The sequence below is a fragment of the Campylobacter sp. BCW_6463 genome (assembly GCF_001762785.1).
Taxonomy (GTDB): domain Bacteria; phylum Campylobacterota; class Campylobacteria; order Campylobacterales; family Campylobacteraceae; genus Campylobacter_D; species Campylobacter_D jejuni.
In genome coordinates this window covers 25,504-45,868 of sequence record NZ_MJXL01000048.1, presented here as the reverse complement: position 1 = coordinate 45,868, position 20,365 = coordinate 25,504, and the positions used below count along the sequence as shown (strand labels likewise).

Sequence of the window (20,365 nt, the reverse complement as noted above, 5' to 3'; positions counted from 1 at the left end):
TTTATTTTTAAAATGTTATAATATAAGGTTAAAAATAAATTTTTAAGGTTAAATCCATGAAAATAATGATTATCCAAGGCCCAAATGTTAATATGCTTGGCGTAAGAGAAGTGGGAATTTATGGCGCTATGAAAATGGAGCAAATTCATGAGCAAATGAAAATAGCTGCCGCTCAAAGCAATGTAGAACTTGACTTTTTCCAAAGTAATTTTGAAGGTGAAATCGTAGACAAAATTCAAGAATGCCTTGGAACAGTTGATGGAATTATTATCAATGCAGCAGGCTATACTCATACTTCAATAGCTATTCGAGATGCTATTGCAGCAGTAGCTTTGCCTACAATTGAAGTGCATATTAGCAATGTTTATCGCAGAGAAGAATTTCGCCAAAAAAGTCTTATAGCGCCTGTATGCTCTGGAACTATTGTTGGTTTTGGTCCTTTTGGCTATCACTTGGCTTTAATGGGCGTAATTCAAATTTGCGAACAAATAAAAAATTTGCACGCAATGCAACAAGCACAACAAACAAATAAATAATAATGCTAAAAATTCAAGGAGTAAAACACTTTGAAAAAAGTCGTTTTTTTCCTTTTTTTAGTCAAAATATACGATCTTTTAAATATTTAGCCCTTATAGGCTTAGGAAGCAATATAGAACCTGAAAAAAAAAGATTTGATATGCTTTTTCGAGTAATGATGGATGATAAAAGATTTAAAATTTTATCCACATCTCCTATGTTGATAAATGAAGCCTTTGGTTTTAAAGAGCAAAAAGATTTTACCAATGCTGTTATGTTGATACAAACTAATTTGCATGCACGAGCACTTTTGAAAGTTTTACTTTATTATGAAGTAAAATTTAAACGCAAGAGAACTTTCAAAAACGCTCCTAGAACGCTTGATTTAGATCTTTTATACTTTTCACAAAAAGTCAAGCGTGATAAGTGGTGTGAGGTGCCTCATAAAGGGGCTAAAGAAAGAGTGAGTGTAATTTTGCCTTTAGGCATGATATAAGGAATATAATATGGGACAACTTATACATACTTTTACTGTTGAAGATACAGAACAAATTATACCCAAAGTAAAAGAAGATTACGGAGATAAAGCTTTAATTATAACAAATAAACAAATTCGTCCTAAAACCTTAAATCGCAATGCACTTTATGAGGTTATGGTAGCCATAGAAGAAAGCGACTATGAAGAACACTTAAAAAAACAAGGGAAATCTTTACCTGCAAAAAAAAGCTCGCCAAAACCATCTTCTACCTCTCTTGCAGAAGAAAAAATTAGATCTCAAATCCCTCAAGAAGATGAAGATGTAGTCTTGGATTTCTCAAATACTCGCTTAAATAGAAATTTAAACACTGTAAAAAACAATGACTTAACTAAAAAAACCTATCAAGATTTTCCACAAAACAAAATCAACCCTCATCAAAATAAGACTCTAGACTTTGATGATTTTAAAGAAAAGCTAAGTGAAGTTAGTAATGAAATTTCTAAAGTCACAAACACACCTTTAGAAAATTACACCCCTAATCTAAATTATAATAAAAAAATAGAAAATTTTGAAAAGCAATTTGAAAAACAAATCAACAAGCTTAACGATAAAATAGATCTTCTTGCAGATATGATGTGGGACGATAAAGCCGAAGCTAGAAAAAATCTTATGATACCTCCTGAATTTGCAAGTATTTATAAACAAGCCAAAGAAAGTGGAATGCTTGAAAATCATCTAGAAGCGATTATGAAGGCAACTATAGAAAATATGCCAGCTGCTATGAAAACCAACAAAGATGCGGTTCAAAGATATTTTCACTCACTTTTAAGAAATATCTTGCCTTGTCGTGTTGAAAGCGATATAAAAAAACAAAAAATCATGATGCTAGTAGGCCCAACAGGAGTCGGAAAAACAACAACCTTAGCTAAGTTAGCTTTTCGCTATGCTTATGGAGATAAGCGTTATAAAACAGGTATTATTACGCTTGATACTTATAGAATCGGTGCGGTTGAGCAACTTTTTCAGTATGCAAAAATGATGAAACTTCCTATTATTGATAGCATAGAACCAAAGGATTTAGATGAAGCGATAAAAAGCTTAAATAATTGCGAAGTAATTTTGGTTGATACTATAGGAAATTCACAATACGATCAAAGTAAACTTTCTAAAACTAAAGAATTTTTAATGCACTCAAATGCAGAAATTGATGTAAATTTAGTGGTTTCTGCAAACACCAAACATGAAGATTTAATGGAAATTTATAAAAATTTTTCATTCTTAAATATTGATACTTTGATTATTACTAAATTTGATGAAACAAAGGTTTTTGGAAATATCTTCTCTCTTATTTATGAAACGAATATTCCTCTAAGCTTTTTCTCTACAGGACAAGAAGTGCCAGATGATTTAGAAGTAGCCAATAGTGATTTTCTAGTTCATTGTATTTTAGAAGGGTTTAATAAAGGAAAAAATAATGAATAACCAAGCAAATAAACTTCGCAATCTCATGAGTCAAAATGGAACCAAAAAATCCCAAAACACTCATTTTATAGCTATTACAAGTGGAAAAGGTGGCGTTGGAAAAAGTACGATTAGCGCAAATCTAGCCAATGTTTTAGCAAATAATGGCTATAAAGTTGGGCTTTTTGATGCTGATATTGGCTTGGCAAATTTGGATGTCATTTTAAATGTACGCATACAAAAAAATCTCTTGCATGTTTTACGTGGAGAATGCTCCTTGGAAGATATTTTAATAGAAGTTAAGCCAAATTTATGGCTCATCCCAGGCGAAAGTGGAGATGAGATTTTAAAATATAATGATAAAAATATTTACGAGAGATTTTTAAATCAAGCAAGTATTTTAGATGAGCTTGATTTTCTTATTATCGACACAGGCGCGGGTATTGGTGGAAATATTTTAAATTTTTTAGAAATGGCTGATGAAGTTATAGTAGTAACTGTTCCTGATCCTGCAGCAATCACTGATGCGTATGCAACCATAAAAACAACTTCTAAGACAAAAGAAAATTTACTAATGCTCTTTAATGTTGTAAAAAATGAAAATGAAGCTTTAAAAGTTTTTGAAAATATTAAAAAAGTTGCAGATGCAAACATTAAAAATCCTTTAAATTTAGAATTCTTAGGTCATTTAAGCGCTTCTAAAGATGTAAGTGGTAGTATTAAAAAAAGAACTTTATTTAGCGATGAAAACACAGCCTCAAGTGATGAGCTTAAAGCCCTAGCTTCCAAGCTTTTATATAGATTGGAACGGAAAGTGCTTGATAATGTTTCAAATCGTAGTTTTTCAAGTTTTTTTAGAAAAATTATTGAAAGATTTTAGCAATAAAGAGAAGAGATTATGAGGCCAGAAAATTACGTAGCATTTTTCACTGTTTGTGGATTTTTTATAGGACTTGCATTTAGCATTATTAGTATAGATGAAGCCTTTGATATACTGATTTTTACTTGTTTTATTACTTTTATGTTTTATGTTTTTGTTCATATTGCTATTATGAATTTTATAGATGTAAAGAAAATTAGTGGCAGAATCTTTAATAAACACGATTATGAAAAAACTAGCAATAATATTATCAACGATTTAGTTATTCGTGAAAAGAAAATGGATATAATTTTAGAAAAGCTCAATGAAGAAAGAGAAGAGCTAAAGAAAAATGAATCCAAAGAAAGACGAAGAAATGCTAAAAGAGCCGCCTAAAGCTTATGCACAAATGCTAAAGAAAGAGCAAGATGAGCTTGTGCTTTCTTACATGCCAGCCCTACGTGCTATGGCTTTTAGACTAAAAGAACGCTTGCCTTCAAGCATAGATGTTAATGATCTTATTAGCATAGGCGTTGAAGAAATGATAAAGCTTTCACGCCGTTACGATAAAGAACAAAATGATAACTTCTGGGGTTTTGCAAGAAAAAGAGTTAATGGCTCTATGCTTGATTATCTTAGAAGTCTTGATGTAATGAGTCGCAATAATCGCAAAATTATTAAAGATATTGATGCAATCATGGATGAATATTTCCTTGAGAATGAATGCGAACCTGATGATGAGTATCTAGCCAAAAAACTTGATTTAGATGTAGAAAAAATCAAAGAGGTAAGAACAGCTCATGCTATTAGCTATACCCTGCCCATCGATGAGCAAATCGAACTTTATAACGAAGACAATACTTTAGAAAAAATTGAAAAAGAAGAACTTTTAGAAAAAATTCACAAAGTGCTAGATGATCTTAAAGAGCGCGATCAGTTAATTATTCAGCTTTATTATTATGAAGAATTAAGCCTAAAAGAAATCAGTGAAATTTTACAAATCAGTGAAAGCAGAATTTCACAAATTCACAAAAAACTCCTTAAAAAACTTAGAGAAAGGCTAGTGTAATGGCTGAGATACTTTCCCAAGAAGAAATTGATGCCCTGCTTGAAGTTGTCGATGATAACACCGACACACCCATAGCCTCAAATTCAAAAGATGAAAAAGATGAAAGAAATATCGTTGTATATGATTTTAAGCGTCCCAACAGAGTTTCAAAAGAACAACTTAGGACAATCAAAGGCATACATGATAAATTAGCAAGAAATTTAGCCTCTCAAATTTCATCGATGATGAGAAGTATTGTTGAAACTAAACTTCATTCAGTCGATCAAATGACTTATGGAGAATTTTTAATGTCTTTACCAAGTCCAACAAGCTTTAACGTTTTTTCTATCAAACCCTTAGATGGAAACTGTGTTTTAGAAATCAATCCAAGCATAGCTTTTCCTATGATAGACAGGCTTTTAGGTGGTCAAGGTGATAGCTATGAAGCTTCGCGTGAGCTTACGGATATTGAGCTTAATTTGCTTGATTCTATTTTGCGTATCATTATGCAAAGACTTAAAGAAAGCTGGGCTACTGTAACTGAAATTTATCCTAGTATTGAAGCTAAAGAATCAAGTCCAAATGTTGTACAAATCGTATCTCAAAATGAGATTGTTATCATGGTGGTAATGGAAATCATCATAGGAAATTCAAGCGGAATGGTAAATATCTGCTATCCTGTAGTGCATTTAGAAAGTATATTAAGCCGTTTGGCAAACCGCGATATTATGATGGGTGAAACCTCAGCCAAAAAATCACGTAACAAAGAACTTAAAACTTTAATCGGTCGTGCTGAAGTGGTATATGAGGCAATTTTAGGAAAAACCTTAATTAATGTTCATGAATTTTTAGAACTTAAACAAGGCGATATTTTAAGGCTTGATAGAGAAGCAGATGATAAAGCTATAGTAAGCATCGATAAAAAAGATGTTTTCTTAGCACAAATTGGATTGCATCGTTTTAGAAAATCTATTAAAATTTTAGAACTCATACGCACAGATAAAGATGAAATCAAAGAAATTTTGGAAAAATACGAAGAAGAACGTAAAGCTAAAGCTAGTGTTTATGATGAGCCTGAAGAGGAGGATGAAGAAATATGATCAATGATTTTTTAAAAATGTTTACAAATGAATGCATCAGCACCATTGAAGGTTTAACAGGAAAAAGTGCTGAATTTAGCGAATATAAAGAATTTGATGTCAATGCAAGTGATACTTTAAAAGCACCTTTAGTGTATGCTATATTTGATATAGCAAATGGTGGAAAAATAGGAATTTTAGCTGGTGCTGTTTTAATGAGTGCTATTGGTGAATGGATGATGGGTGAAGAAGAGATCACCAAAAACGATAAACTAGGTCCTGATGAAATGGATGCAGCTAAAGAAGCTATCCAAAACATCGTTTCAGCATTTTCTACAACCTTAGGAGCCCAAAAAGACATTCCAAAAATGGATTTTAGTATAGAATCTTGTGAATTTGTGCCTGAAAGCGTAGATTTTAAAGATTTTAAAAAATTATTTTTATATGATGTAAAAATAGGCGATTTAGAAGAACAAGTTTCTTTAGCCATGGATCAAACACTCCATAACATCCTAAGCGGGAAACCTGCTGAAACAGGAAATGTAAGCACTGATTCTAATCACAATACTGAAGAAAAAACAATCATGCTTAGCGAAGAACTTAAAAATATCAATCTTATCATGGATGTACGCTTACCTGTTCGTGTGCGTATAGGCAATAAAAAAATGCTTTTAAAAGATGTTTTAACTATGGATATAGGTTCAGTTGTAGAGCTTAATCAACTTGCAAATGATCCGCTTGAAATTTTAATCGGAGATAAAAGAATTGCTTATGGTGAAGTAGTAATTGTCGATGGTAACTTTGGTGTTCAAATCACAGAAATCGGATCTAAAAAAGAAAGATTAGAGCAATTAAGATAAAATTACTCTATAAATTTAAAAAAATTAGCTATAATCATTTTTTATAGTTTTGCTAAAAAAGGTATTTGATGGATACAAAAATCATAAAAGATGTTGAAAAATTTGAAAATATACCCGAACTAGAAAAGGCTGTTACTTTTTTTGGTTCAGCAAGACTTAAAGAAGATAATTTTTATTATCAGCAGGCTAAAATTTTGGCACAAAAATGTGCTCAAAATGGTTTTTGTGTGATAAGCGGTGGAGGAGGAGGTATTATGCGTGCAGCCAACGAAGGTGCTTTTTCACAAAAAAATAATACAAATTCAATGAGTTCTGTAGGGTTTAATATATTTTTACCTCACGAGCAAAAACTTAATGATTTTGTAGAATATAATATTACTTTTGAGAGCTTAGCCATACGCAAAATGGCTCTTATTGAAAAGAGTCTAGCTTTTGTGATCTTCCCAGGCGGCTTTGGAACACTTGATGAATTGTGTGAAATTCTTACATTAAAACAACTAGAATTTAAAAAAGATGTTCCTATTATTTTGTTTGGGGGTGAATTTTGGCGAGGTTTTGATGAGTTCGTCAGAAATTCTTTGCTCAAACTTGAAGTGATTTCTAAAGGAGATGAGTTAAAGTATAAAATCACTGACGACTTGAATTTTATAATTAATACTTTAAAGGAAATTTAATGAAAATTCTAGTCGCTATGAGCGGTGGAGTTGATAGTACAGTCACTGCTTATAAACTTAAAAATTTAGGTCATGAAGTTATAGGTTGTTATATGAAGCTTCATGGCAAACCAAATTACCACGAAGAAAATATCAAAAAAGTAGAAAAAGTTGCAAATTTTTTACAAATTCCTTATCATATTTTAGACTTACAAGAAGATTTTAAAAACAAAGTTTATATGCCTTTTGTAGATACTTATAAAGAGGGTAAAACACCAAATCCTTGCGCTTTATGTAACCGTTTTATCAAACTTGGAAAACTTTTAGAATTTGCTAAAAGTTTAGGTTGTGAAAAACTTGCCACAGGGCATTATGCAAGACTTGAAAACAACTTAATAAAAACCGCAGTAGATGAAAGCAAGGATCAAAGCTATTTTTTAGCTAGTGCAGATAAAGAAGCTTTAAAATATCTTATTTTTCCGCTAGGCGAAATGAAAAAAGAAGATGTGAAAAAATTTGCTTCCACTATAGAGGTTTTAAAATCTTTTGCCACTCAAAAGGAAAGTTCTGAAATTTGCTTTGTTGAAGATACTTATGTGCAAGTTTTAGATCAGTTTATGGATACAAAAATTCCTGGAGAAGTATTAGATAGTAGCGGAAAAGTAGTAGGCAAACATGAGGGCTATATGCACTATACCATAGGCAAAAGAAGAGGCTTTGAAGTGCGTGGGGCACATGAGCCACATTTTGTTTTAAAAATCAATCCTAAGCAAAATCAAATCATCGTAGGAACCAAAGAAGAACTTAAAATCAGTGAATTTAAGCTAAAAAATATCAATCTTTTTATAGACGCTAAAGAGCTTGATTGCGAAGTAAAAATCCGCTATCGCTCAAAATCTACACCTTGCAAGGTAGAAATTTATGAAGATAAAAGTGCAAAAATCACTCTAAAAAATCCTGTTTATGGACTTGCTAGCGGACAAATGGCAGTCTTTTATGATTATGATAAAGTCATAGCAAGCGGTTTTATAGAATAATTTCTAGGAATTAATTCCTAGAAATTATTAATAAAATCCTAAAATTTTCCACCAAATAAGTCCAACAGCTATCATCACCACTATATCAACTATGGAAATCACAAAACCTATACTCCACCATTTTTTAAGAGTTACATAGCCTGTTCCAAAAATAACAGGAGCTGTTCCTGTTGCATAGTGAGTTAATGCCATCATAACATTACCTGAAGCTATCATAATAAAAGCATAAAGAAGTGGTGGTGCTCCTAAGGCAAGCCCTGCGCTATAAAAAACAAAAAACATTGCTGATATATGAGCTGTAGTAGAAGCAAAGAAATAGTGCGTATATAAAAAAGCAAGGCTTAAAAATATCATAATAGAAATTTCCCCAAGTCCCATAGCAGAAGCAAATTCACCTAAAACTTCAGCTAAAAACTGAGTAACACCAAGTTTGCCAAGCAAAGTTGCCATCATTACAAGAGCTGAAAACCATACTAAAGTATTCCAAGCAGCTTTTTCAGCCAAAACTTCCCCAAAAGTTAAAACTCCACTAATTAACACCAAAGACAACCCAAGCAAAGCCACGCTAGTCGCATCAAGAGAAATTCCAAAAAACAAGCCCAAAGTTCCAGCCCATAAAAGTAAAAGCGAGACAAAAACACTGAGCATTATTTTTTCACTATTTTTCATTTTTCCAAGTTCTTTCAATTTATCTTTAGCAAAAGTGGAAGCATTAGGCGTGGATTTAATTTCTGGTGGAGAGAGAAAATAAAGCACCAAAGGCATCAAAAGCATAGCAGCTATACCAGGTAAAAACATTCCTAAAGCCCATTGCCCCCAAGTTAAATGCACTTCTAAATTTGTAGCTTGTGCTATAAGATCAACCACCAAAGGATTTGGAGCTGTAGCTGTAATAAACATAGCTGATGAAATAGGGTTGGCTTGATAATTTACCAAAGAAAGATAAGTGCCTATTTTATTTTGCGTTCCATCTTCAGGAGTGGATTTAAAACTTCTTGCAATAGCTTGAACTATAGGATTTATGATAGCCCCTGCTCTTGCAGTATTTGAAGGAGTAACTGGAGCTAAAATGGTTTCACAAAAAGCTATAGAATAAGCAATACCTAAGGTTTTTTTACCAAAAATACTGATAAAATGATAAGCTAAACGCTCTCCAAGTCCTGTTTTAATAACTCCACGAGCCACAATAATAGAAATCACTATAAGCCAAATAAGAGAATTTGAAAAACCACTTAAAGCATCTTTTATACCTGTTTTAGATTTTAAATTTGATATAGCAGTATTTACTTTTTCATCTATACTCTTTTGAGATAAAAAATCAAGTGTTAAAGTATTTAAAGCTGAAATTTTAGTCTCATCAATAAGTTGTTGCGTAGAAGTTTTTGAAGTAGCCTTGGTGTAAATTTTACTTAGATTTTCAATCTGGTAATTTACATCTGTGCTTGATTTTAAAATTTCATCAACTTTTGCTTTTAAATTTCTACTTATATTAGCATTGATTAAAGCCTGCAAAATAGAGGCTTCAACTGCCTCATCCATAGTTGTTTTATAGATATTAGAATTATCTCTTAAAACAATTCCCTCAAGAGTTTTTATATGTGTAGCACGCACAGAACTTTGGGTAGTGGTAATGCCACTAAGAGCTATTATGGCAATAGCTATCATACAAACAGCCCCCAAAGGCATTACTTGTAAAATCACTGCCATAATCACAGCAATAAAAAGCCCAAGAAAATGCCAAGAATTATCTTCCAAACCTACAGGAGTAGGTATAAGCCAAAACACAGCTGCAATTAAAATACACAGCACCAACAAGGGAATTTTCTTTCTATCCATTGTTTATCCTTTGATATTGGTAATGTAATTTGCAATGCTTAAATTCTAGTTAACTAATATTTTAATAAATCTTAAAATTATAATTTTTAAATAAATTTTTAATTTATTGTTACAAATATACATAATTTTTACTTTATAAAGAAGCTAGTCTAATTGAAAAATAAATAGGGAATTTTAAATGAAGAAAACCCTTCCCCAGATAACTGCGGCACATACTAAAATCAAGTGCTCTGCTGTGTTCCCACCCTGAAGCGGTGCTTAAAAATAGCATTGCACAGGTCTAAGAAAAGGCAAAGAAATTATATCATAATATACTTAAAAAGTGTTGAGCTATAAAAACTAAATATAAAAATGTATAAATATGTAACAAATTGGTTATATTTTGTATAAATTTTTAAATTTAATTTGCAAAATTATTGTTTTTTTCAAGGAAATACGATTTATATAGATATATTATATAAAATTTTTAAGGAAAAATCATGGAAATCAAATGGAGTAAAGATTTTAGCATTAAAAACATACAATTAGATAAACAACACGAACTAATTTTTGAAATTGCTGAAATTGCAAACGATTTAGCTTTAAAAATTCAAGATAATGATGTGCAACACAAAAATGATTTAAAACAAATTCTTACAAAGTTATTCCAATATGTAAAAATTCATTTCAAAGATGAAGAAAAATTTATGGAAAGCATTGATTTTCCTTTAATTGAAGAACATAGAAAATCTCATCAAATATTATTAAAAAAGACTAAAGAACTTTTAGAACACTCAAATGATATTGTTAAAATGTCATTTGAACTTTCAACATTGACCAAAGATTGGATTTTAGATCATTTTGCTATTGAAGATTTATGGATAGCTAACTTCACAAAAAAAGCTCTACATCTTCAAGAGATTCATTATAATCTAGAGCAATACATAAAATTAAAATCAATTAGGCAAGATTTAAAGACTGAAAAAACCTATGATTATATTTGCAACTGTTATTTGCGTACTCATGCAGTTCCACAAACCATACACGAAGAACTTGTTAGCAAAGAAAATACTTTAAAATGTGAAAAATGTGGACAAATTTTAGTGCATTTAGATCATATTGATTTAAATCAAAATTATGAAATGTTAAATCATATCCTCGAAAACATAGGAGTGTAATGATGAGCTATGAAATAAAAACTTTAGAAACTTTTAATCCTTTTGAAAGTTTAAAATATGAACAAGCCAGCACAGATCAAATTCTTGATTTTAGAATTATAGATTTTAAACTTCTGTGTTCTAATATAAAACCAGCAAAAACAAAAACTTATGAAAGAAAGGATTTTGACTTATTTTATGCGGATGATTTTTTTGTAAAAAATTACAATACCATGGTGCAAAAATTTCTTATAGAAATTTATCCAAAAACACAAAAAAACTGTTTCATGGTTAAGCTTAAATCTAATCCTAGTTTAACTTATCTTAAGGTCAATATTAATTTTTTGGATAATTTTAAATACTATCCAAATTTAAAATTTGACATTTTACAAAATATTTATAAAGTAATGATCAAACAAAAATTTTTAATCTTAAGACTTGATAAAAATTTATTTGACAAGATTGATGATTTTATCTTATCAATACAAAAAAGTCCATCTATTAAAGAAATAGAGCTTGAAATTGCCAAAGGTGTAGATAAGATTGAACATAAAAGTGATGAAATTATTTATCATAGAGATGTTAACGAAGAATGTTTTGACGAAAATATTAACTATGATGAAGGAAACTACTGTAAACCTATTGAAAAAAATGAGCTACTTTTTGAATACATTTATAGAATTCTTGGAAAAGAAGGACGAAATTTAAGAGGAGAAATCCTTCATTTAAATCCAATAGCTTTTTTTGATAATCCTTTTATCATAAAAGATGAAAGCATTTATACAGAAGAACTAGAAGATAGAATTAAATATTTTAGTGCAAATTATGGATTTTTAAATAAAGACCGATCAGGATATAGCGTTACAAATAATTTAAAATTATCACAAGTAGGACTTAAAACAACCGGTTCAATCAAAACAAATACTGATGAAAATATAAACTTAGAAATCACTAATTTCGATATAAATGATGATGCTGTTAAATCAGGTATTGTAAATGTTCAAGCTTCAGACATAAAAGTAAATGGAAGCATTGGAGCGACAAAACTTTATGGAAGAAATATCAGCATCAAAGGCCTAACTCATGCAAAAAGCGAAATTTTTGCACAAGATATTTTTATTACAACACACAAAGGAACTTTGCAAGCTGATACTGTGTATATAAAAAATTTAGAAAACGGGATAGTTATAGCCAAAAATGTATTTGTTGAAAACTGCATGGGCGGAAAAATAGAAGCAGAAAATATTTATATTTGCAATTTATTAGCAGATAATATCTTATATCCCAAAAAAAATCTAATCATAACAAATAATATAAAATTTAAAAATAATATTGTAATTTCTCCACTAGATTTTATTAACAATAAATCAAACTCAGAAACTGAAAATCTTACAAATTTAAGCCTTAAAACAAAGAGTAAACTTGATAATATCATAAGTCAAATGCAAAATTACTATGATTATCTAATCAAAAATCAAATCAAGATTATCAAACTTCAAAAAACTGAAAAACTTAATGCTATAGATATGAAATTTTCAAATCTTTATCGTGATATCATAAAAAAATATAATCATCTTAGTGTCTTGTATAAAAAACTTATAAAATTAAAATATCATATTGACGCAAAGCTAAATTTTTTAGATGAAATGGTTTATAATGTAAAAATATACATAAAAGCCGAAAATATTGGAGAGGATAATTTTTTAAAATTTTATCCTAAAACAAACACCGAGCTTGAACTAAAGCATCAAATAAATTTAAAAGATTATGAAAAAGTTTTATACCTTGAAAAAGGGCAACAAGCAAGCTATATTAAATCAAGTCATGATTATAGTGAAAGCGATATAGAAGAAATTAAAATTATTTTTGAAAAACTAGAAAAAGATAATTCCTAAAAATTATCTTTTCATATTAATAGCCTTTTGTATCATTTGATCGCTTGTGGTAATGCTTTTTGAGCTTGCATCAAAGGCTTTTTGAGTTACTATAAGATTTGAAAGCTCTACGCTTAAATCAACATTAGATTGTTCTAAGAATCCGCCTTTAAATTTGGCTGTATTAACAATCTGTCCATTTTTCATAATAAAACTTGCTTCACCACTATTAGCTGTTGCAGCAAAGATATTATCGCCCATAGCAGCCAATCCTTGCTCATTGATAAAATTATATAAAGCAAACTTTCCAACTATAGCATTTTTACCATTGCTAAATTGCGCTACAATACTTCCATCATCAGATATATCATATTGTTTAAAAAATCCTTCGGCTACACCATCTTGCTGTGTAACTACATTTTTTTCAACGCCTTCTTTAATATAAATCCCACTATAACCCGAACCAGGTTTATTAGCATCATAAGGAGAGCCTAAATCAATATTAATTGTTCCGCCATTTGGGTTTGCAATGCTTGTAATATTGTTTTGAAGCAAAGCACCATTTTTATCAAAAACCATATTTCCTTCAGTTGGATTGCCTACGGCATTGCCATTAGAATCATAAATTTGGGCAATGGCTTTATATTGTATATTATCGCCTTCTTGCGGCAAAACCCTTTCAAGCGCAACCCTTAAAGTACTTTTACTTCCATCTGCATTATAAATAGGGGATTCTAAAATATCTTTATTGGCTTTTTGTTGTTCTGTTGAAATTTGAGCTGTATCAAGCTTGATGCTATTTTCATCCAAACCCTTTAAATCAAGCTCATTGCTTTTAAAATTAAGATTTTCATCTAAAGTTGCTTCAAAGCTTTTTTTTACGCCATTATCGTCAGTGAAATTTAAAATGATCCTATCACCCACTTTAGCACTAAACACATCTTCTTTGCTAACACTACCGCTAACTACATATTTTCCATCTTCGGTTTTTGTAATGTTAAATTTACCAGGATCAAGATCTACTTTGACCACTTCTGTTGTTGTGTTAGTATTTAAACTTCCACTCCATTTTACATTTTGAGTTACTTGAGGAGGTAAATACATATTCACAGGTACTTTAATAGCCCCTTGAGAAGCAGTTGTGCCTATACTGAAAGAATTATTTGAATTTACGGTAAAACCATTATTTACCGGAGTTCCTGTGTTAAGATAATCCCCCATAAGCCCCGCAACCCTATCGCTATAGTTAATACCGGTGAAAGCAGGGTTCATTGTTCCTAAAACAAAATTTCCATAAGAATCTACCAAATATCCATTTGCATCTCTTTTAAACGATCCATTTCTAGTATAGTAAGCATTACCATCCGCCCCCAAAACCCCAAAAAATCCTTTTCCTTGTAAAGCCACATCAAATTCGCTATCGCTTGCCACAAGAGAACCTTGTTCAAAAACCACATTAGAAGAAGCTGATCCTGAGCCATATCCACCTTGAGCAGGATTAGTTGATTGAGTAGTTATGGTGCTATAAAAAATATCTTTAAATTGAGCATCAGAATACTTAAAACCTGTAGTATTGACATTAGCTATATTATTTGCATAAATATCAATACCAAAACTATTTGTTTTAACTCCAGAAATTCCATTATAAAATGAATTCATCATGGCTTATGCCTTTTCCTCTTTGTCGCCTTCTTCCGTAGATCCAGAATTAGAAGAATCTCCATCACTTGAGTCTCCACCTGAACTATCTCCAACGGAAGTTGAAGATGAACCAAGTTTATAATCACTAATTTCACCAATATCATCAAAACTTACATATTGACCACCCATTTTTGCATAAGCAACCCCATCAACAAATTTAATACCCTCTATAGGATAAGTTCCATAATTTGCAGTGATCTTTTCCCCGTTTTTATTATTATAAACCACTTTAACACTATACTCTCCATCCCCAGCATAAACACCATCATTATTTCTACCAGGCCACTCTAATGTAAATAAACCTTTTGATACTTCTTTTCCCTCATTACTTTTTTCACTAAATACCAACTTATTATTTTTATCATAAACCTCTAAGGTGATTCCTTTATCATCCGAATCTTCAGGCAAATACATTTTTAGTGCAATAACCTCATCTGCGCCTGTTAATTTGACTTTGTTTTCATTTACCGTAGCCATTTTTCCTATAGCTCCCACTGCTGCAGTACTCATGCTCGTGCTAAAAGAATTGGAAAGTTTTTCCATAGTTTCAACCATTTTTTGCATAGTTGTATTGGTATTTTGTTGCATTTCAAGTGCACTAAGCTGTGAGGTTTGTGTAAGCATTTTATCACTATCCATAGGATCTGTTGGATCTTGATGTTGAAGCTCTATCAAAAGAAGTTTTAAAAACGCATCTTTATCTAAGGTAGCATTTGGATTACTAACCACACCAGAGCTATTGCTACTAGATGAATTATCCACTTTCGTATCCTTGTTGCTTGTTTGGTTAGTATTAGCAGTATTTGTCCAGTTAAGATTGCTATTCCAATTTGTTGTCGCCATGATAAAATCCTTTTTTTACATTCAGTCTTTTTTAATTAAAAGCAATAAGTGTTCCAACTTAGAAATACTTCGCTAAAACAAGCTCTAGATTGACTTTTTCACTTTCATTTTTTCCATCTAAAGCATCTTTAAAACCATATCCACTACGATTTTTTCCTTGATTTTGATTTTGCTCTCTTTTACCTTGATCACTAAAATTCATTTCAAGTCCAGTAAATCCCATATTTACAAGAGAATTTTTAAACTCGACTTGATTTTGGATAAACAAATTCATTGCATTGGTATTGGAGTTGAAATTGATATGAAGGTTATTACCTCTTTGTATCAAAGTTACTTCCACTTCTCCAAGATTATTAGGATTTAGAGTGATACTAAGTTTAGTGATAGGCGCTTTATATTGATCTACAGCCTCTTTTAAATCTTGTGAAAAATACTGCAAAGTCTCTTTAGGCGTGATATTGCGAGCATTGTTTTGTGTTACTTTACTTAAATCTTTGACTAAAGAATTTAAGTCATCTAAATTATTTTTATCTACATTTTCACTGTGCGTTTTTGTTTGCTCTTGAGTAAAAGTTTCTTTATTGGTATTGTTGTTAAAATTAGCATTATTCTCTTTGTTTTGAACTGCTTGAGTTTTATTTAAATTTTCAAAATTTAATTTTTGATCAAAGAAATTCTGTTTTATATCTTTATTTTCTTTGTTGTTGTTTTTAGGCTCTTTATTTAAACTAAAATCTTTGTGTGTTAAATTTGAAACTAAATTCTGAGCATCTTTGACAATTTCTTTATTTAAATTTTTATCAAGATTTAAATTTTGATTATTGCTCTTTAAATTTTTATTTTGATCTTGTATATTCTCTTGATTTAAATTGTTTTTTTCTTGATTTTTATTTAACTCTTTATTAAAATCTTTGTTTAAGTCTTTGCTTTCTTTATTTAGGTTGTTTAATTCTTTTTCATCTTTTGTGTTATCTTTATTTAAATTATCTTGGTTTTTTTTATCTTTTATATTCAACTCTTCTGTTAAATTTTTTGTAAACTCATCATTTTTGATATTTTTTAAAGTATTTTTAGCATCTGTGGTATCTTCTTCTATTTTTGATTTAACTTTATCATTTTTTTCGTGTTTGCTTTCTTTGGATGAAAGCATGGAATCTAAATTTTTTAAAGTTTGAGAAAGCAAAGAACCGCTATCTTTAGAATTTGTTTTTTGCGTAGAATGAGTGCTTGTAGTATGAGTTGTATTTTGTAAATTGTGATTTAAATTTTTACTCATATTGGAAATTTTATTATTGATGATTTCTTTAAAAACATTATCCACAGCACCTTTAAAAAAATCAGCCTTATCTAAATTTGGAAAAGTTGCTTTAAGATCAAGAAGACGATCTACTTTAATATTTTTTACATTTAAGCCCAGATCTTTAGCTATGTCCAAAAGCTCACTAAGATTTGATGCGCCTTTTAAAGCATTAAAATTGGCCTCTGTTTTGATAAGACTTGAAAGTTGAGTAGAAAGATTTGCCAGTTTAACATCTGCTGTATCTGTTTTTAGCTTATCCAACAAAGAAAGAATTTGCATAAAAGAAGCAGATTCGAAAATGCTTATCTTATCACTCTCATCAAAAGCTCCTTTTTGAAGTCTGTTCATCGCTTCATTAACAACTTCTTTTTGACTGATCTTCATATGATCAGGTAAAAATTCATTGGTTTCATCGATAGAATTAAGCAAAGAATTTAAAAAACTCTCCGTATCATCTTTAGTTGAATTTTTGCTATCGCTACTTTCATGTTCCTTATTTTTACTGGTTTTGCTAAAAGAACTACTAGTAGTAGAAGTTTTACTCGGCGTAAGATTTAAAACATCATTTTGCGGAGCTAAATTTGACATCACTTTTCCTTCAAAAAAATTATTTTAAAAATTTATCTACCATTACATTAGGAAATTTTTCTTTCAAATAAGAATCTTCATATACTTTAATCATCTTATCTTCATTTAAAGCAGTTAAGATATTTAAAAGCTCTTCTAAATTTTTAGCATTTAAAATTTTCTCTAAATTTTCTTCATTTTCTAAAATTTCTGTAAGCTCGCTTGAAATTCTTGCCATTTTTTCGTTTTCATCTGATCTAAAAGTTTCTAAAAGTTCTAAAACTTGAAGCAAAACTTCATTTTTTCTCTCAGCTAAATCGCTTTTAAATTCAACAAAAATCTCTTCATTTAATGGTTTTGACATTTTAACTTCCTTTTTAAAATTTTAATTTCATAAGTTTTTGAAGCAAGAAGTGTTCCAAGTTTTGATACTTTGTAGTTTAAGTTAAATTTTTGTATAATCTAAGCTTTTAAAAATTTAGCTTTGGAGAAGAAAATTTGGAAAACATTAGAAATATAGCAGTTATAGCTCACGTTGACCATGGTAAAACCACTATGGTAGATGAATTGTTAAAACAATCAGGCACCTTTAGCGAAAGAGAACAAATTTCAGAACGCGTTATGGATAGCAACGATATAGAAAAAGAACGCGGTATTACCATACTTTCAAAAAACACAGCGATCAATTACAAAGGCACAAAAATCAACATCATAGATACTCCAGGGCATGCTGATTTTGGCGGAGAAGTAGAACGCGTTTTAAAAATGATTGATGGAGTTTTGCTTTTAGTAGATGCTCAAGAAGGTGTTATGCCACAAACTAAATTCGTTGTTAAAAAAGCTTTATCTTTAGGGCTTAAACCTATAGTTGTAATCAACAAAATCGACAAACCAGCTGCTGATCCTGAAAGAGTGATCAATGAAATTTTTGATCTTTTTGTAGCCCTAGATGCAAACGATGAGCAACTCGACTTTGCCATAGTTTATGCTGCAGCAAAAAATGGTTATGCTAAGCTTGATCTAAACGATGAAAGTGATAATATGGAGCCACTTTTTAAAACCATACTTGAACGCGTTCCAGCACCAAGTGGCACAAATGACAATCCTTTACAACTTCAAGTTTTCACTTTAGGGTATGATAATTTCGTAGGTAAAATAGGCATTGCTAGAATTTTCAATGGGGTTGTGAAGAAAAACCAAAGCGTAATGCTTGCAAAAGCTGATGGCACCAAAGTAAATGGTAGAATTTCAAAACTCATTGGCTTTATGGGCTTAGAAAAAATGGATATTGAAGAAGCAGGAAGTGGAGATATCGTAGCTATAGCAGGTTTTGAAGCTTTAGATGTGGGTGATAGCGTTGTAGATCCAAACAATCCTATGCCACTTGATCCTTTACACATTGAAGAGCCGACTTTAAGTATAGTATTTTCTGTAAATGATGGCCCATTAGCAGGAACTGAAGGAAAACATGTAACTTCAAATAAAATCGCTGAACGCTTAGAAGCTGAAATGAAAACTAATATCGCTATGAAATACGAAAGCACAGGCGAAGGCAAATTTAAAGTAAGCGGTAGGGGCGAACTTCAAATCACTATTTTAGCTGAAAATATGCGTCGTGAAGGTTTTGAGTTTTGTATGGGAAGACCTGAAGTTATCGTAAAGGTTGAAGATGGGATTAAAACAGAACCTTTTGAACATTTAGTTATCGATGTACCTGAGGAATTTAGCGGTGCGGTAATAGAAAAACTTGGCAAAAGAAAAGCTGAAATGAAAACTATGGCACCAACAGGCGATGGACAAACAAGACTTGAGTTTGAAATTCCAGCACGCGGACTTATAGGTTTTAGAAGCCAGTTTTTAACCGATACTAAAGGCGAAGGCGTGATGAATCATAGTTTTTTAGAATTCCGTCCTTTTAGTGGTGCGGTTGAAAAGCGTAACAATGGAGCGTTAATTTCTATGGAAAATGGCGTAGCTTTAGGGTATTCTTTGTTTAACCTTCAAGAGCGTGGAGTGCTTTTCATAGAACCTCAAACTAAAGTTTATACCGGTATGATTATAGGTGAGCACTCTCGTCCAAATGATTTAGATGTTAATCCTATCAAAGGAAAGAATCTTACCAATGTAAGAGCAAGCGGAAGCGATGATGCAATCAAGCTTGTACCACCTAGAAAATTAAGCCTTGAAAGAGCTTTAGAGTGGATAGAAGAAGATGAACTTGTAGAAGTTACGCCTGTAAATGTGCGTGTTCGCAAACGCTATCTTGATCCAACTCAAAGAAAAAGAATGGAAAAAGCAAAATCTTAATGGATTTAAAAAGCTTAGAAAATAATAGACTTTATATACTTAAACGCTTAGGGATCTTAAAATTCCTAAGCATTATCGAAGCCTTGCTTGTAGGCTTTTTAGCCTTTGTTTTTATAAGAGATGCCTTAATTGCAGTAATTTTAGCTGTTTTTGTAGGTATTTTTTTCTTTCGTTTTACAGCCAAAAAACTAAAACTCGCACAAAAAGAATTGCAAATTAATGCTTTAAATTTATTTTTGCGTCGTTTTGGGGCGAAATTTAAAAAGCAAAGTTTAAGCCAAAAAGACTTTTTAAAACTAGAACTTACAAAGGATTTGAAAGAATTTAAAAGTCAAAATTGCTTTGAATTTAAGGATTTTAAAATTTATGATATTCAGTTTTTAGACGAAAACAAACGCTTTTTTTGCGGAATTTTACTCGAAATTTTAAGTGCAAACAAAAATCCTAGCTTTAAAAATGAAGAACAAATTTATATCAAACTTAAAGATAAAAACTTCACTTTAAATCATATCTTTTCTAAAGAAAATCATTATCTTATCACTACTTTAAGCAATCCTTTCTTTATAGATATAAAAAAAGATTTAGAAAACAATTTCAAAAATCTAGAAGAAAATCTAAACTCTATAAAAAATAAACTATTTAAATAATTAACATAAAGTTAATATCATAAAATTTTAATAAATATTAATTATATACTTTAAAAATATATTACTTTTAGTAACACTTTAAAAATTTAATTTTATTTAAATTATTCTTATTATGCTTAATATTTAAGAAAAAATATACTAAAATCAATTTGAACTGCAAAT

19 protein-coding genes and 1 other RNA gene are annotated in these 20,365 nt (G+C 30.6%); 14 read left to right on the top strand and 6 right to left on the bottom strand.

Annotated features, from left to right (window positions below; all coding sequences use genetic code 11):
- Positions 1-56 precede the first annotated feature (56 nt).
- From aroQ to mnmA, 10 genes are all read left to right on the top strand, one after another.
- Positions 57-536, top strand: coding sequence for a type II 3-dehydroquinate dehydratase (aroQ, locus tag AJ884_RS05225; RefSeq protein WP_070233984.1), 480 nt, complete (start codon positions 57-59; stop codon positions 534-536).
- A gap of 2 nt (positions 537-538) precedes the next feature.
- Positions 539-1,012: a 2-amino-4-hydroxy-6-hydroxymethyldihydropteridine diphosphokinase gene (gene folK / locus AJ884_RS05220; protein WP_002851803.1), complete on the top strand. Its 474-nt coding sequence runs from the start codon at positions 539-541 to the stop codon at positions 1,010-1,012.
- 10 nt (positions 1,013-1,022) lie between these two features.
- Positions 1,023-2,477: a flagellar biosynthesis protein FlhF gene (gene flhF, locus AJ884_RS05215; RefSeq protein WP_044779360.1), complete on the top strand. Its 1,455-nt coding sequence runs from the start codon at positions 1,023-1,025 to the stop codon at positions 2,475-2,477.
- On the top strand, positions 2,470-3,336 hold the full coding sequence (flhG, locus tag AJ884_RS05210; RefSeq protein ID WP_002854691.1) for a flagella biosynthesis ATPase FlhG: 867 nt from the start codon (positions 2,470-2,472) through the stop codon (positions 3,334-3,336). The genes flhF and flhG overlap by 8 nt, the downstream gene beginning before the upstream one ends.
- Positions 3,337-3,354: 18 nt before the next feature.
- A complete protein-coding gene (locus AJ884_RS05205; RefSeq protein ID WP_002854547.1) occupies positions 3,355-3,711 on the top strand; it encodes a hypothetical protein in 357 nt (118 codons plus the stop codon).
- A complete protein-coding gene (locus AJ884_RS05200) occupies positions 3,692-4,384 on the top strand; it encodes an RNA polymerase sigma factor FliA (RefSeq protein WP_032603269.1) in 693 nt (230 codons plus the stop codon). The genes AJ884_RS05205 and AJ884_RS05200 overlap by 20 nt, the downstream gene beginning before the upstream one ends.
- Entirely contained in the window at positions 4,384-5,463 is a 1,080-nt protein-coding gene (gene fliM, locus AJ884_RS05195; protein WP_002851710.1) for a flagellar motor switch protein FliM, read from the top strand. The genes AJ884_RS05200 and fliM overlap by 1 nt, the downstream gene beginning before the upstream one ends.
- On the top strand, positions 5,460-6,302 hold the full coding sequence (gene fliY, locus AJ884_RS05190; RefSeq protein ID WP_070210676.1) for a flagellar motor switch protein FliY: 843 nt from the start codon (positions 5,460-5,462) through the stop codon (positions 6,300-6,302). The genes fliM and fliY overlap by 4 nt, the downstream gene beginning before the upstream one ends.
- A 68-nt stretch (positions 6,303-6,370) precedes the next feature.
- Positions 6,371-6,976, top strand: a complete 606-nt coding sequence (locus tag AJ884_RS05185; protein WP_044779358.1) for a TIGR00730 family Rossman fold protein — start codon at positions 6,371-6,373, stop codon at positions 6,974-6,976.
- Positions 6,976-7,992, top strand: coding sequence for a tRNA 2-thiouridine(34) synthase MnmA (gene mnmA, locus AJ884_RS05180; RefSeq protein ID WP_002860896.1), 1,017 nt, complete (start codon positions 6,976-6,978; stop codon positions 7,990-7,992). Before AJ884_RS05185 ends, mnmA begins: the two co-directional genes overlap by 1 nt.
- A gap of 27 nt (positions 7,993-8,019) precedes the next feature.
- Here the strand turns inward: mnmA and AJ884_RS05175 are convergent, their stop codons facing one another.
- Both AJ884_RS05175 and ffs read right to left on the bottom strand, forming a co-directional pair.
- Positions 8,020-9,828 (bottom strand): DASS family sodium-coupled anion symporter, encoded by a 1,809-nt coding sequence (locus AJ884_RS05175; RefSeq protein ID WP_070286483.1) that lies wholly within the window; start codon positions 9,826-9,828, stop codon positions 8,020-8,022.
- Positions 9,829-10,017: 189 nt separating this feature from the next.
- Positions 10,018-10,115, bottom strand: an RNA gene (ffs, locus tag AJ884_RS05170) — signal recognition particle sRNA small type.
- 192 nt (positions 10,116-10,307) lie between these two features.
- Here ffs and AJ884_RS05165 point away from each other — a divergent pair.
- Both AJ884_RS05165 and AJ884_RS05160 read left to right on the top strand, forming a co-directional pair.
- Positions 10,308-10,985, top strand: coding sequence for a hemerythrin family protein (locus tag AJ884_RS05165; protein ID WP_002860894.1), 678 nt, complete (start codon positions 10,308-10,310; stop codon positions 10,983-10,985).
- Positions 10,986-10,987: 2 nt separating this feature from the next.
- On the top strand, positions 10,988-12,859 hold the full coding sequence (locus tag AJ884_RS05160) for a flagellar assembly protein A (protein ID WP_070277809.1): 1,872 nt from the start codon (positions 10,988-10,990) through the stop codon (positions 12,857-12,859).
- Between the two features lie 3 nt (positions 12,860-12,862).
- Here AJ884_RS05160 and AJ884_RS05155 read toward each other — a convergent pair whose 3' ends face one another.
- The 4 genes from AJ884_RS05155 to AJ884_RS05140 are packed head-to-tail and all read right to left on the bottom strand — an operon-like array spanning position 12,863 to position 17,613.
- The gene (locus AJ884_RS05155; protein WP_070286482.1) at positions 12,863-14,500 is read right to left on the bottom strand and encodes a flagellar hook-basal body complex protein; all 1,638 of its coding nucleotides are present in this window, start codon (positions 14,498-14,500) and stop codon (positions 12,863-12,865) included.
- Between the two features lie 3 nt (positions 14,501-14,503).
- Positions 14,504-15,382 (bottom strand): flagellar basal body rod modification protein, encoded by an 879-nt coding sequence (locus AJ884_RS05150; RefSeq protein WP_096738025.1) that lies wholly within the window; start codon positions 15,380-15,382, stop codon positions 14,504-14,506.
- 58 nt (positions 15,383-15,440) lie between these two features.
- Positions 15,441-17,273 carry a flagellar hook-length control protein FliK gene (locus AJ884_RS05145; RefSeq protein WP_074470022.1) on the bottom strand — a complete coding sequence of 611 codons (1,833 nt, stop codon included), beginning with the start codon at positions 17,271-17,273 and terminating at the stop codon, positions 15,441-15,443.
- A gap of 16 nt (positions 17,274-17,289) precedes the next feature.
- Complete coding sequence (locus AJ884_RS05140; protein WP_002782892.1) at positions 17,290-17,613, bottom strand: hypothetical protein; 324 nt, start codon at positions 17,611-17,613, stop codon at positions 17,290-17,292.
- Between the two features lie 134 nt (positions 17,614-17,747).
- On the opposite strand from AJ884_RS05140, the gene typA reads away from it, so the two are divergent.
- Both typA and AJ884_RS05130 read left to right on the top strand, forming a co-directional pair.
- On the top strand, positions 17,748-19,556 hold the full coding sequence (gene typA, locus AJ884_RS05135; RefSeq protein WP_070276100.1) for a translational GTPase TypA: 1,809 nt from the start codon (positions 17,748-17,750) through the stop codon (positions 19,554-19,556).
- A complete protein-coding gene (locus tag AJ884_RS05130) occupies positions 19,556-20,203 on the top strand; it encodes a poly(A) polymerase (RefSeq protein ID WP_070286481.1) in 648 nt (215 codons plus the stop codon). The genes typA and AJ884_RS05130 overlap by 1 nt, the downstream gene beginning before the upstream one ends.
- Positions 20,204-20,365 lie beyond the last annotated feature (162 nt).